This is a genomic window from Aestuariivirga sp., from assembly GCF_044239095.1.
In the GTDB taxonomy this organism is placed as follows: Bacteria; Pseudomonadota; Alphaproteobacteria; order Rhizobiales; family Aestuariivirgaceae; genus Aestuariivirga.
On record NZ_JBIICB010000107.1, the window covers coordinates 1 to 12,753 of the forward strand.

Annotated in this window: 11 protein-coding genes and 2 tRNA genes; 8 read left to right on the forward strand and 5 right to left on the reverse strand. The window is 63.6% G+C overall.

Features of this window, described 5'->3' with window-relative positions; translation table 11 throughout:
• Nucleotides 1–25: 25 nt before the first annotated feature.
• Both ACILRA_RS11340 and ACILRA_RS11345 read right to left on the reverse strand, forming a co-directional pair.
• Nucleotides 26–364: a P-II family nitrogen regulator gene (locus ACILRA_RS11340; RefSeq protein WP_395662210.1), complete on the reverse strand. Its 339-nt coding sequence runs from the start codon at nucleotides 362–364 to the stop codon at nucleotides 26–28.
• 153 nt (nucleotides 365–517) lie between these two features.
• A complete protein-coding gene (locus ACILRA_RS11345) occupies nucleotides 518–1,048 on the reverse strand; it encodes a DUF1003 domain-containing protein (RefSeq protein ID WP_395662211.1) in 531 nt (176 codons plus the stop codon).
• Nucleotides 1,049–1,274: 226 nt separating this feature from the next.
• Here ACILRA_RS11345 and ACILRA_RS11350 point away from each other — a divergent pair, with 226 nt between their 5' ends.
• The 4 genes from ACILRA_RS11350 to tig all read left to right on the forward strand — a co-directional run bounded on the left by ACILRA_RS11350 (nucleotide 1,275) and on the right by tig (nucleotide 5,178).
• A complete protein-coding gene (locus tag ACILRA_RS11350; RefSeq protein ID WP_395662212.1) occupies nucleotides 1,275–2,699 on the forward strand; it encodes an NAD(P)H-hydrate dehydratase in 1,425 nt (474 codons plus the stop codon).
• Complete coding sequence (locus tag ACILRA_RS11355; protein ID WP_395662213.1) at nucleotides 2,696–3,574, forward strand: DMT family transporter; 879 nt, start codon at nucleotides 2,696–2,698, stop codon at nucleotides 3,572–3,574. Before ACILRA_RS11350 ends, ACILRA_RS11355 begins: the two co-directional genes overlap by 4 nt.
• Before the next feature lie 92 nt (nucleotides 3,575–3,666).
• Nucleotides 3,667–3,751, forward strand: a tRNA-Leu gene (locus ACILRA_RS11360).
• A gap of 62 nt (nucleotides 3,752–3,813) precedes the next feature.
• Nucleotides 3,814–5,178 (forward strand): trigger factor, encoded by a 1,365-nt coding sequence (gene tig, locus ACILRA_RS11365; RefSeq protein ID WP_395662214.1) that lies wholly within the window; start codon nucleotides 3,814–3,816, stop codon nucleotides 5,176–5,178.
• 215 nt (nucleotides 5,179–5,393) lie between these two features.
• Here the strand turns inward: tig and ACILRA_RS11370 are convergent, their stop codons facing one another.
• Together ACILRA_RS11370 and ACILRA_RS11375 are read right to left on the reverse strand one after the other, a co-directional pair.
• Nucleotides 5,394–5,519: a hypothetical protein gene (locus ACILRA_RS11370; RefSeq protein ID WP_395662215.1), complete on the reverse strand. Its 126-nt coding sequence runs from the start codon at nucleotides 5,517–5,519 to the stop codon at nucleotides 5,394–5,396.
• 444 nt (nucleotides 5,520–5,963) lie between these two features.
• On the reverse strand, nucleotides 5,964–6,959 hold the full coding sequence (locus ACILRA_RS11375; RefSeq protein ID WP_395662216.1) for a threonine/serine dehydratase: 996 nt from the start codon (nucleotides 6,957–6,959) through the stop codon (nucleotides 5,964–5,966).
• A gap of 175 nt (nucleotides 6,960–7,134) precedes the next feature.
• On the opposite strand from ACILRA_RS11375, the gene ACILRA_RS11380 reads away from it, so the two are divergent.
• The 4 genes from ACILRA_RS11380 (at nucleotide 7,135) to ACILRA_RS11395 (ending at nucleotide 12,325) form a co-directional block, all read left to right on the forward strand.
• Entirely contained in the window at nucleotides 7,135–7,767 is a 633-nt protein-coding gene (locus ACILRA_RS11380; protein WP_395662217.1) for an ATP-dependent Clp protease proteolytic subunit, read from the forward strand.
• A 198-nt stretch (nucleotides 7,768–7,965) separates the two neighbouring features.
• Nucleotides 7,966–9,234, forward strand: coding sequence for an ATP-dependent Clp protease ATP-binding subunit ClpX (gene clpX, locus ACILRA_RS11385; protein WP_395662218.1), 1,269 nt, complete (start codon nucleotides 7,966–7,968; stop codon nucleotides 9,232–9,234).
• 288 nt (nucleotides 9,235–9,522) lie between these two features.
• On the forward strand, nucleotides 9,523–11,946 hold the full coding sequence (gene lon, locus ACILRA_RS11390) for an endopeptidase La (RefSeq protein ID WP_395662219.1): 2,424 nt from the start codon (nucleotides 9,523–9,525) through the stop codon (nucleotides 11,944–11,946).
• Between the two features lie 303 nt (nucleotides 11,947–12,249).
• Nucleotides 12,250–12,325: transfer RNA gene (locus ACILRA_RS11395), tRNA-Val, on the forward strand.
• 153 nt (nucleotides 12,326–12,478) lie between these two features.
• Here ACILRA_RS11395 and ACILRA_RS11400 read toward each other — a convergent pair.
• On the reverse strand, nucleotides 12,479–12,753 hold a 275-nt coding region (locus ACILRA_RS11400; protein ID WP_395662220.1), incomplete at its 5' end, for a MipA/OmpV family protein.

Below are 12,753 nucleotides of genomic sequence, written 5' to 3' on the forward strand. Positions count from 1 at the left end.
TTGTCTTTGAGCTGTGGTGGATGGGTTAGAGCGCGTCCGGACCGGCCTCGCCGGTGCGGATGCGGATGGCTTGCTCGATGTTCGAGATGAAGATCTTGCCGTCGCCGATGCGGCCGGTGCGGGCAGCGGCCTGGATGGCCTCCACCGCGCGGTCCACGAACTCGTCCGCGAGGACGACCTCGATCTTCACCTTGGGCAGGAAGTCGACGACATATTCGGCGCCGCGGTACAGCTCCGTGTGGCCCTTCTGCCGGCCGAAACCCTTGGCCTCGGTGACGGTGATGCCCTGAAGGCCCACCTCCTGGAGGGCCTCCTTCACCTCGTCGAGTTTGAAGGGCTTGATGATCGCCTCGATCTTTTTCATGTCTGCTGACAGCCTCGCGCGTTTGTAGCACGGTGTTTGCATGCAGCGTGCCAAGTAATGGCGGCAATCAAATCAATAGCTTGGATGCTGTGACTGGATTTTAGGCGGAAGTCAGTGATTAAAAAACATCACATACGCCTAAAATAAAGGCATTTAACCTTCGCGGATGGATCGAAGCAGCTGTTGCAGGTCCTGCTGGCGCAGCTCGTCCATTTTTTCGTGCAGGGCCATAATCTCGATCTCGGCCTTGAGGTTCACTTCATAGTCGTGGCTGGCCTGCAGCCGGTCCTTCGCCGCCTGGCGGTTCTGCGACATCATGATGATGGGCGCCTGGATGGCCGCGACCAGCGACAGGAAGAGGTTGAGCAGGATGAAGGGGTATGGATCGAAGGCCTCGCGCCCGGCTCCCGCAAGGAACACGGTGTTCACCAGGATCCATGCAATGAAGGCGCCCGCGAACAGCAGGATGAAGGTCCAGGAGCCGCCGAAGGCGGCGATGCGGTCCGACAGGCGCTCGCCGAAGCTGCGCGCCTCCTCGAAGCTGCTGCTGACGTCACGCGAGACGGCGAGCCGCTTCGCCACCCGTTCGATCACGTGGCGCTCTCGTGCGGGGAGATCGTCATAGCCAATGTCAAGGATGCGCCGGGCAAGCATCTTCACGGCGTCTGTCGGTGGGTGGTTCATGGTGGAAGCCTCCGCTGCATCTTGGGCCTGTGGGTGAGGTCATGCCTTTCGGGGGCGCAGGTCAAGGGCGGGAACAAAGGTCAGCCTCGATGCCGCGTGAGCCCGCCCTTAACCCGATGACGTTGATGTTGGCCATGCAGGACAACTCTGGAGAGGGAATTGCCCATAAGAACGCCGCCTTGCGCAGTTGGTTCCGCAAGGGCCTCCGATGGGATAACCTTGGCCCATGAGCCTTGAACTGCTGACCCCGGAGGAAATGTACCGCGCCGACGCGCTTGCGGTGGCGGCGGGTGTTTCCTCGCTGACGCTGATGGAGAATGCCGGGCGCGCGGTGGCGGAGGACATCGTCCGGCGCTTCGGCGCGCGGCCCGTGCTGGTGCTGTGCGGGCCCGGCAACAACGGCGGCGATGGCTTCGTGGTGGCGCGCCTGCTGAAGCGCTGGGGCTGGCCGGTGCGGCTCTCGCTCATGGGCAGCCCCGGCCGTCTGAAAGGAGACGCGGCTGCCATGGCGGCCCTCTGGGACGGAGAGGTGGAGAGCGGGGCCTTCATTGGGGGCGCACGCCTTATCGTCGATGCCCTGTTCGGCGCCGGGCTCTCGAAGGATTTTCCGGCGGAACTTGCTGGCGCCATCAACGGCGCTGGCGTGCCGGTGGTGGCGGTCGACGTGCCCTCCGGCCTTGACGGCCTGACGGGGCGCGCGCGTGGCGCCTCGGTCCGGGCGGATGTGACGGTCACCTTCTTCCGCAAGAAGCCCGGCCATGTGCTGCTGCCCGGCCGGGTGCTGTGCGGCGAGGTGGTTGTGGCCGACATCGGAATACCTGAACCGGTGTTGCAGGAGATTGGCCCAAAGACTTGGTTAAACGCGGAAATTCCTGTTTCTCCTCCGGCTGTTTCCGGCCACAAATATGGCCGGGGTCATGCGGTGGTGGTGTCCGGCGGGCCACTCAACACGGGGGCTGCGCGGCTTGCGGCCTTGGCCGCCCTGCGCAGCGGCGCGGGGCTTGTGACGCTTTCGGGAAGCCCGCAGGCCCTGGCTGTTCATGCGGCGCATCTTTCCGCCGTCATGCTCTCGGATGCTGATCTCGCCACGCTGCTGTCCGACCGGCGCAAGAACGCCGTGCTGATCGGGCCTGCAGCGGGCTTAGGCGAGGCGACCCGCGACAAGGTCGATGCGGTCATGATGAGCGGGGCCGCAACGGTGCTCGATGCCGATGCGCTGACCTCTTTTGCTGACGCGGGTGAGAGCGAGCGCCTGTTCCGCCTCGTCGCGATGGTGCCCGGCCGGCCTGTGGTGATGACCCCACATACTGGAGAATTTACACGTCTTTTCAGTGGATTAATGGAAGAAAGTGTTTCAAGGCTTGAAGCGGCCCGCCGGGCTGCCGCAATCTCGGGCGCCGTTGTGGTGCTGAAGGGGGCCGATACGGTAATCGCAGCACCCGACGGCCGGGCGCGGATCAATGCCAATGCGCCGCCCTCGCTTGCCACCGCCGGCTCCGGCGACGTTCTTGCAGGCATCGTGACGGGGCTTCTCGCCCAGGGCATGCCCAGCTTCGAGGCCGCCGCCGCCGCTGTGTGGCGGCACGGCGAGGCGGCGAACCGGCACGGGGCGAGGGGCCTGACCGCAGACTCCCTGCTGGACGTGCTGTGAACAGGCCGCTGCCGCTGCTGCTGGTGACGGGGCTGGCCTTCGGCTGCAACTTTCCCTTTGCCAAGCTGGCGGCTGAGGCGGGGATCAACCCCGCGCTCTGGGCCGCGGTGATCTGCCTCGGGGCGGGCCTCATCGTGCTGGCAGCGGCGAGCCTGTTCGAGGCGTCGCCCGCAGTGCCGGGCATGGCGCGCTATGCCGCGACCTCGGGCATGATTTCCAATGTCATTCCGCTGGTTCTCACCTTCGCGGCCATTCCCCATATCGGCAGCGGGCTGGTGGCCATTCTGGTGGCGACATCGCCCGTCACCACGGCGCTCTTGTCGATGCTGCTGAAGGTACGGCCGCCGGGGCTGTTCGGGCTGCTGGGGATCGCGGTGGGGCTTGCCGGCGCGGTGATCATCATTGCCGCGCGCCATGCGGGCTTCGAGGGCGGTGAGTCCCGGTGGCTGTTCCTGGCGGCGCTGATCCCGGTCTTTCTCGGCACTGGCAATGTCTATCGCAGCATGGCCTGGCCCCGGGGTGCTGCGCCGATGCGGCTGGGCGCCGTAATCAACCTCGCCGCCGTTCCGCCGCTCGTCCTCATCGCGCTGCTGTGGGGAGGGGTGAGCCTCTCGCCGCTCTTCTCGGTGCCGTGGCTGGTGGCGGCACAGCTGGCGGCGTCGACCGTCATGTATCTCACCTTCTTCCGCCTGCAGGCGGTGGGCGGGCCCACCTACCTCTCGCAAATCGGTTATGTGGCGGCCGCCGTGGGGGTGGGGGTGGGCGTGGCCTTCCTCGGCGAGCGCTATCCGCCGCTGGTATGGGCGGGAATCGCGGTCGTTGCCACGGGGATTGCGCTCACCACATGGGCACAGGTGCTGGCGGCCAGGCGGTAGAAGCGCAATCCTTCGCTTTCTTCACTGGCATACCGGAAACCCGTCTGCTATAGACCGCGCCCATTGCAACGGCCCGGGTCTTTTGCACGTGCGCGGGCGTGGTGAAATTGGCAGACACGCAGGATTTAGGTTCCTGTGGGGAAACCCGTGGGGGTTCAAGTCCCTCCGCCCGCACCACGCACGCGCCGAGTATGTTCCGCGCCACATCGCCATTTGAATCAGACGGAAGCAGGAACGAGATGCAGGTTACCGAAACGCTCAGCGCTGGCCTCAAGCGCGAATACAAGGTGGTGGTCAACCAGGCCGAACTCGACCAGGAACTCAACGCCAAGCTCGTGGACCTGTCGAAGCGCGCCAATATCAAGGGCTTCCGCCCCGGCAAGGTGCCGGTGCACCACCTGAAGCGAATCTACGGCAAGTCCGCCATGGCCGAAGTGGTGCAGAACACCATCGACGCCAAGTCCAAGGCGCTGCTGGAAGAAAAGAAGCTCAAGCCCGCCTACCAGCCGGAAGTGAAGCTGCCGGAAGACCGGGCCGAGGTTGACGCCATCATGGACGGCAGGGGCGACCTGTCCTTCTCGGTGGCCCTCGAGATCATCCCCGACTTCGAGGTGAAGGATCATTCCGGCCTGGAACTGACCCGCCACGTCGTCGAGGTGGCGGAAGACCAGATCGCGGAAACGCTGCAGCGCATTGCCGCGCAGTCCAAGGGTTTCGAAGACAAGGACGGCGCTGCGGCCATGGGCGACCGCGTGACCATCAACTTCGTCGGCACCATTGATGGCACCCCCTTCGATGGTGGCACGGCTGACGACGTGGCGCTCGAACTCGGCTCCGGCCAGTTCATCCCCGGTTTCGAAGAGCAGCTCGCCGGTGCCAAGGCGGGTGACGAGCTGACCGTGAAGGTGACCTTCCCGGCCGACTATGGTGTCGCCGAACTCGCCGGCAAGCCCGCCGAATTCGCCACCAAGCTGACCAAGGTCGAGGGTGCGAAGGACGCGGCGATCGACGATGAGTTCGCCAAGAAGATGGGCTTCGAGGACCTGGCCAAGCTCAAGGACATGGTGAAGGAGCGCATGGGCGCCGAATTCGGCCAGATGACCGCCATGAAGCTGAAGCGCGACGTGCTCGATGCGCTCGACAAGGAATACACCTTCGAACTGCCCGAGAAGCTGGTCGACGCCGAGTTCCGCGGCATCTGGAACGCTCTTACGGGCGAGATGAACCGCTCGGGCAAGAGCTTCGCCGACGAGAACACCACGGAAGAGGCCGCGCGCGAGGAATACCGCGCCATCGCCGCGCGCCGGGTGCGCCTTGGCCTGGTGCTCGGCACCATGGGTGAGAAGGCTGGCGTCAACGTGACGGAGCAGGAACTGCAGAACGCGCTGATGAGCCGCATGCGCCAGTTCCCCGGCCAGGAGAAGATGGTCATCGACTACTACCGCAAGAACCCCGGCGCCATGATGGAACTCCGCGGCCCGATCTTCGAGCAGAAGGTGGTGGACACCATCGTCGCCAAGGCCACTGTGTCTGAGAAGACGGTCACCAAGGACGAACTCCAGGCGATGGTGCAGGACGAGGAAGACGTTCCGTCGGAAGCCTGATCGGGCGGGAGTGAGGATTAAAGCGGCCGGGCCTGTGGGTCCGGCCGTTTTTCATTGTGCAGTCCCCTTCTCCCGTCCCAAAGGGATGGGAGAAGGTCCCCGAAGGGGGGATGAGGGCTTCTATCCGCGAGTCTTGCCGCCCGAAAGGGGCCCTCATCCGGCCTGTCGGCCACCTTCTCCCACGCTGGCGCGCGGGAGAAGGGAATGTCTTTTGGTCAGTCCAGCCAGGTCTTCACCTGCTCCGCGGTCAAGTTGCTGCTGCAGAGGATGGCCGCCACGCCTGCAGCGCCTGAGGGGTCTGCCAGGAGGCGCATGGCGGTGATGATCTGAGTGTCTTCCACCAGCAACTTGGACAGGGGCCAACCCTTCGGGGGAAGACCGTTCTCTTGGCATGGACCTGCGACGTGACCGTGAGGGGGGCCTATATCGCTTATGCCCTGTTGCACAAGGCGGGCGAAGCACATTGCATGGCGTTTTCTGTGATCGCCTTTGTTGGCCAACCATGCCATTTACGAGGCCAGAAGGGCTGAGTTGAGTTTTGAAGCGGGCGGACCTGAGAGTTTGGCCGCTTTCTATCGTGCAGTCCCTTCTCCCGTCCCAAAGGGATGGGAGAAGGTCCCCGAAGGGGGGATGAGGGCCTTTCTCCGCGAGTCCCGATGTTGACACAGGCCCTCATCCGGCCTGTCGGCCACCTTCTCCCACGCTGGCGCGCGGGAGAAGGGAATACGGATCGAACAGCGCTCCCTTTTCCCATCCTTCGAACGGAAGAAGGGAATGTCGTTTCGTCAGTCCAGCCAGGTCTTCACCTGCTCCTCTGTCAAGTTGCTGCCGCAGAGGATGGTGGCCACGCGGCGGCCCCTGAATCTGTCGGGATGGGCGTAGATCGCCGCCACGCCTGCTGCGCCTGAGGGTTCGGCGAGGAGGCCGGCAGTGCGGAACAGGAGGCGGATGGCGGTGATGATCTGGGTGTCTTCCACCAGCAGCACGTCGTCGACGATGCCCCTCATGTCCTCGACGGCTTCCGCGATGGGGACGCGGACGCCGATGCCGTCGGCGATGGTGGAGACCGATGGCGGGAAGACGAGGGTGCCGGTGCGCCAGGATCTCTCCATGGCATCGGCACCGCTGGACTGCACGCCGATGATCTCGATCCCCGGGTTCACCGCCTTGGCCCAGCGCGCGATGCCGGTGAGGAGGGCGCCGTTGCCGAGGGGGACGACGATGGCATCCGGCTGCGGTCCGTCCGCCAACAGCTCCATGGCGATGGTGGCGGCCCCTTCGGCGGCTTCCGCGTCAAGGCCGTCTGCCACCCACAACCCGCCCGTCGCGCGGGCGTGGGCTTCTCCGGCCTGTTTGGCGGCATCGAAGTCATGGCCGGTCAGCACCATCTCCGCCCCCAGCGCCTTCATGCGGGCGACCTTCAGGGGGTTCGCCGAGGTGGCGGCGAAGAGGGTGAGGGGAATGGCGTGGCTGCGGCAGGCATAGGCGAGAGCCTGGCCCCAGTTGCCCGCACTGGCGCCCACGATGCGGCGGCCTGAGAGGTGGCCATCGGCTGCGCGCGATGCGATCAGGTAGCCCGCACCCCGGCCCTTGAAGGAGCGGATGGGGTTGGCGGTCTCAAGCTTCAGCGTGAGGCGGCAGGCGAGGGCCTCGTTCAGCGGTTCGCAGTCGAACTGGGGCGCGTTCAGGAAAACGGGATCGATGAGGCCCGCCGCGCGGCGGATGTTCTCCAGCTTCAGCCGGTGGCCGGGCAGCGGGTCGGTGGATATCATAGTGTCCATGGGACCAGGATTGTTGTGGGCAATGCCTCACTCTGCGCCAGCCGGGCGGCCTCTGGCAAATGCAGACACTGCGGCAACTGGGGATTAACGCTCTGGGGGAAGCCTCTTCCATCCTCACGCCGGGTCCCCTATCTAGGGGATAAGCCATCAAACCGATTCATCCCGAAGGACCTTCATGCGCGATCCCGTCGAATTCCTCACCACCGGAGCCTTCTGGCCGTCCGTCATCCAGCAGGAGAGCCGGGGCGAGCGCGTTTATGACCTTCCCTCCAGGCTGCTGCGCGAGCGCATCATCTTCATCACGGGGCCGATCGACGACAATGTCGCGGCGTCTATCTGCATGCAGCTGCTGTTCCTCGAGGCGGAGAACCCCAAGAAGGAAATCTCCATGTATATCAACAGCCCGGGTGGTGTCGTCACCTCCGGACTGTCGATCTACGACACCATGCAGTTCATCCGCTGCCCGGTGTCCACCACAGTGATGGGGCAGGCGGCCTCCATGGGCTCGCTCCTGCTGACGGCGGGCGAGAAGGGCTTGCGCTTCGCGCTTCCGAACTCCCGTATCATGGTTCACCAGCCGTCTGGCGGGTACCAGGGCCAGGTCACCGACATCCTGATCCATGCCAAGGAGGTCGAGAGCCTCAAGCGCCGGCTCAACGAGATCTATGTCCACCACACGGGGCGCGACTACCAGACCATCGAGGATGCCCTCGAGCGCGACAATTTCTTCACGGCGGAAGCGGCACTCGCCTTCGGCCTGATCGACAAGGTGATCGAGAAGCGGCCGGTTCCGGCTGAGGGGAAGTGAGTGTTACGGTTTTCCACCGGGCATTGCCCCGGCGGGGCGGCGGGGTAATCAATCCTTGATTAACCATGTCTGCCCATGCTGAATTGCTGATTTGGATCCGGTGCCGCCGGATTCTCAATGGACGGAACCGCTGCGGTGGCGGGGACGTTTCGTGAAAGACTGCATGCGTAAGATGCAGCAATCGTCCGAGGAGACATTATGAGTAAGGCAACGGGGAGCGACAGCAAGAACACCTTGTACTGCTCCTTCTGCGGCAAGAGCCAGCATGAGGTCCGCAAGCTGATTGCGGGCCCGACCGTGTTCATCTGCGATGAATGCGTGGAACTCTGCATGGACATCATCCGCGAGGAGAACAAGACCTCGCTGGCGAAATCCAAGGACGGCGTGCCGACACCGCACGAAATCCGGAAAGTTCTGGACGACTATGTCATCGGCCAGGAGCATGCCAAGAAGGTGCTCGCGGTGGCGGTCCACAACCACTACAAGCGCCTGAACCACGCCCAGAAGAACAACGACGTGGAACTGGCGAAGTCGAACATCATGCTGGTTGGGCCCACGGGCTCCGGCAAGACGCTGCTGGCCCAGACGCTGGCGCGCATCCTGGATGTTCCTTTCACCATGGCGGACGCCACCACGCTGACCGAAGCCGGTTACGTGGGCGAAGACGTCGAGAACATCATCCTGAAGCTCCTGCAGGCGGCCGACTACAACGTCGAGCGCGCCCAGCGCGGCATCGTCTACATCGACGAGGTCGACAAGATCAGCCGCAAGTCCGACAACCCGTCGATCACACGCGATGTGTCGGGCGAGGGCGTGCAGCAGGCGCTCTTGAAGATCATGGAAGGAACCGTCGCGTCCGTGCCGCCGCAGGGTGGCCGCAAGCATCCCCAGCAGGAATTCCTGCAGGTTGACACGACGAACATCCTGTTCATCTGCGGCGGCGCCTTCGCAGGGCTCGAGCGCATCATCAACCAGCGATCCAAGGGGTCGGGCCTGGGCTTCGGCGCGGAAGTGCGCTCGTCGGAAGACCGCCGCACCGGCCAGGTGCTGCGCGAGCTGGAGCCTGAGGATCTTCTCAAGTTCGGTCTCATCCCCGAATTCGTCGGCCGCCTGCCGGTGGTGGCGACACTCGAGGACCTCGACGAGCCGGCACTGATGCAGATCCTGGTTGAGCCGAAGAATGCCATCGTCAAGCAGTACCAGCGCCTGTTCGAGATGGAGGGCGTGAAGCTCACCTTCCCGGACGAGGCCCTGCATGCGATTGCCCGCCGCGCCATCGAGCGCAAGACGGGTGCGCGTGGGCTTCGCTCCATCATGGAGTCGATCCTGCTCGATACCATGTTCGACCTGCCCGCAATGAGCGGCGTGGAAGAGGTTGTGATCTCCAAGGACGTGGTGGACGGCACGGCCAAGCCGTTGCTGATCTACGCCGACAAGCAGAACGGTAAGGCGACCGTTTCGGCCTGAGAAGGGCTGGATTGCGTTTTCGGAATGGCCGGGCCAAGTGCCCGGCCGTTTACTTTTCACCGCTCCCCCTTGTGGGGAGGGGGACCAAGAATGGACAGGCCGGGGCTGCATTGAAATTTCCTCATGCACTCTCCACATCTCATTGCGACGCTGATGCTGCACGCCAGCGGGTTTTGTGCGTAAGATGCATGTGACCCAGTGATTTGCGGCTGACAGGCCCAGAACCGGGCGCCCTTGTTTGGTGGCATTCTTGCGCCAGACGGCAGGCGGCCCATGAAAGGAAGAAATATGAGCAAGACAGCCACTCCCGCCGGCAGCCACGAGACGATTCCCGTGCTGCCGCTCCGCGACATCGTGGTCTTCCCGCACATGATCGTGCCCCTCTTCGTCGGCCGCGAGAAGTCCATCAAGGCGCTTGAAGAAGTGATGCGCGAAGACAAGCGCATTCTGCTGGTGGCCCAGAAGAACCCCGCTGATGATGATCCGGCGTCCGATGCCGTCTATGAAGTGGGAACACTCGCCCAGGTGCTGCAGCTTCTCAAGCTGCCCGATGGCACCGTGAAGGTGCTGGTCGAAGGCTCCGACCGCGCACGCGTGCACGGCTTTGCGTCCCGCACCGATTTCTTCGAGGCGGAGGTCGAGGTTCTGGCATCGGACTTCGGCACAGCAGCCGAGACCGAGGCGCTGGCGCGCACGGCCGCAACCCAGTTCGACAGCTATGTGAAGCTGAACAAGAAGGTGCCGCAGGAGGTCTTGGCCTCGCTTGCCCAGATCACCGACCATTCGAAGCTGGCGGACACGATTGCCGCCCATCTTGCCATCAAGATCTCCGAGAAGCAGGAGCTGCTCGAGATGACCTCCGTCGCGCAGCGCCTCGAGAAGGTCTATGCGCTGATGGAAGGCGAGATCTCGGTTCTTCAGGTCGAGAAGCGCATCCGTTCGCGCGTCAAGCGTCAGATGGAGAAGACGCAGCGCGAGTATTATCTGAATGAGCAGATGAAGGCCATTCAGAAGGAGCTGGGCGACGGCGACGAGAAGAACGAGATCGACGAGCTCGAAGCGCGCATCAAGAAGACCAAGCTCTCCAAGGAAGCCAAGGAGCGCGCGGATGCGGAGATCAAGAAGCTCCGCCAGATGAGCCCGATGAGTGCGGAAGCAACCGTTGTGCGCAACTATCTCGACTGGCTGCTGGGCATTCCCTGGGGCCAGAAGAGCAAGGTCAAGCACGACCTCAAGTTCGCCGAAAACGTGCTCGATGCCGATCACTTCGGCCTCGACAAGGTGAAGGAGCGCATCCTCGAATATCTCGCGGTGCAGACCCGGACCAACAAGCTGCGCGGGCCCATCCTGTGCCTCGTAGGCCCGCCCGGCGTCGGCAAGACCTCGCTTGGCAAGTCGATTGCCAAGGCGACGGGGCGCGAGTTCATCCGCATGTCGCTTGGTGGCGTGCGTGATGAGGCCGAGATCCGCGGTCACCGCCGCACCTACATCGGCTCGATGCCCGGCAAGGTCATCCAGTCGATGAAGAAGGCGAAGAAGTCCAACCCGCTCTTCCTCCTGGACGAGATCGACAAGATGGGCATGGACTTCCGCGGCGACCCGTCTGCGGCATTGCTTGAGGTCTTGGATCCTGAGCAGAACTCGTCCTTCATGGACCACTATCTCGAGGTCGAATATGACCTTTCGAATGTGATGTTCGTGACGACGTCAAACACGCTCAACATTCCGCCAGCCCTTCTCGACCGTATGGAGATCATCCGGATCGCGGGCTACACGGAAGAAGAGAAGCTCGAGATCGCCAAGCGCCACCTGATCCCCAAGTCCATGGAGCACCATGGGCTGCAGGCGAAGGAGTTCGAGGTGACGGAGGAAGGCCTCTATGAGGTGATCCGCCGCTACACGAGGGAAGCCGGTGTCCGCAGCCTGGAGCGTGAGATGAATTCGCTGGCCCGCAAGGCGGTGAAGGAGATCATGACCTCCAAGAAGAAGAAGATCCAGGTGACGCCGGACGTGGTGCACCAGTATCTGGGCGTGCAGAAGTATCGCTATGGCGAGGCGGAGCGCGAGGACCAGGTCGGTGTGGTCACCGGTCTTGCCTGGACGGAAGTCGGCGGCGAGATCCTGACGATCGAAGCCCTCATGATGCCCGGCAAGGGCAAGATGACGGTGACGGGCAATCTGCGCGACGTGATGAAGGAGTCGATCTCGGCTGCTTCCTCCTACGTCCGCTCCCGGGCGGCGACCATCGGCGTGAAGCCGCCGGTGTTCGACAAGCGCGACATCCACGTGCACGTGCCGGAAGGTGCAACGCCCAAGGATGGTCCGTCCGCCGGCATCGCCATGGTCACGGCAATCGTCTCGGTGATGACGGGCATCGCAGTCCGCAGGGACGTGGCCATGACGGGCGAGATCACGCTGCGCGGCCGCGTGCTGCCGATCGGTGGTCTCAAGGAAAAGCTGCTCGCGGCTCTCCGCGCCGGGATCAAGACCGTGATGATCCCCGAGGAGAACGTGAAGGACCTGGCCGAGATCCCGAACAATGTGAAGTCGGGTCTTGAGATCATCCCCGTCACCCGCATGGACGAGGTCTTGAAGCACGCGCTGGTGCGCATGCCGGAGCCCATCCAGTGGGATGAGGAGGCCGAGGAGGCAGCCGCCGCCGCCCGCGCGGCCGCTGCCAAGGCCGGCGAAAGCCCGGCCCGCGCGCACTGATCAGCGCAATCCTGAAGCAACAGAGGGGCCGCCTTCCCGGGCGGCCCCTTTTTTGTGCAGCGCCTGCCCGTGGCAGGGCACGGAATCGGGCATTCGTCTCAAAAGCTTGAAGTTACCGGCGAATCGCTGCGTGATGGGGATTGTAAGGCGTATCGGGCAAGCCAACGGTAGCGGGAGACGTGACCACGAAGAGATAGTTCAAGAACTACTCAAATCACATCAGCCCCGTGCGCCCTCAGAAATCGCACGGGGTTTTTTTGTTGCCTTGATTGCGGGACGCCGCGGCGCTAATGCAAACCCGTCGGGCGATTAGCTCAGTTGGTAGAGCGCTTCGTTTACACCGAAGATGTCGGGAGTTCGAGTCTCTCATCGCCCACCATTTCGTCAACTCCCACTTCTCACCGTCATGCCAGCTTTCGCTGGCATGACGGTGAGAAGTGGGAAGTGATCTCAACTGACCGTCCTCCGCTCTAGACCCAGGAACCGGATGGCCTTCTGGTCTTGCAATGACGGTTGAGGAGCCCCGGCGGGATCAGTCCAGGCTGAAGCCGAATTCGTAGCTGATGCCGGCGCCGCCGTAGAACTGATTGGCGCTGCCTTCCTGCACGATCGGGCTGTCGGCGGCGTCACCGATCAGCCTGTCCCAGCCGCCGCGCAGGTGGAAGGTGAAGTCATCGTTCAGGTCGTAGCTGGCCGTGGCCGCCGCACCCACCGTGTTGAACCCTGCCTCGGCATCGAAGGCCTTGTCATAGAGGGCGCTGTCTGCTTCCTCGCCGGGGGTGATGCCGAAATAGGTGTCCATGTAGC

What these genes read in the sequence shown, in the direction of transcription:
- ACILRA_RS11340 (WP_395662210.1), bottom strand. Translation starts at nt 364, where the DNA reads ATGAAAAAGATCGAGGCGATCATCAAGCCCTTCAAACTCGACGAGGTG.
- ACILRA_RS11345 (WP_395662211.1), bottom strand. Translation starts at nt 1,048, where the DNA reads ATGAACCACCCACCGACAGACGCCGTGAAGATGCTTGCCCGGCGCATC.
- ACILRA_RS11350 (WP_395662212.1), top strand. Translation starts at nt 1,275, where the DNA reads ATGAGCCTTGAACTGCTGACCCCGGAGGAAATGTACCGCGCCGACGCG.
- tig (WP_395662214.1), top strand. Translation starts at nt 3,814, where the DNA reads ATGCAGGTTACCGAAACGCTCAGCGCTGGCCTCAAGCGCGAATACAAG.
- ACILRA_RS11375 (WP_395662216.1), bottom strand. Translation starts at nt 6,959, where the DNA reads ATGGACACTATGATATCCACCGACCCGCTGCCCGGCCACCGGCTGAAG.
- ACILRA_RS11380 (WP_395662217.1), top strand. Translation starts at nt 7,135, where the DNA reads ATGCGCGATCCCGTCGAATTCCTCACCACCGGAGCCTTCTGGCCGTCC.
- clpX (WP_395662218.1), top strand. Translation starts at nt 7,966, where the DNA reads ATGAGTAAGGCAACGGGGAGCGACAGCAAGAACACCTTGTACTGCTCC.
- lon (WP_395662219.1), top strand. Translation starts at nt 9,523, where the DNA reads ATGAGCAAGACAGCCACTCCCGCCGGCAGCCACGAGACGATTCCCGTG.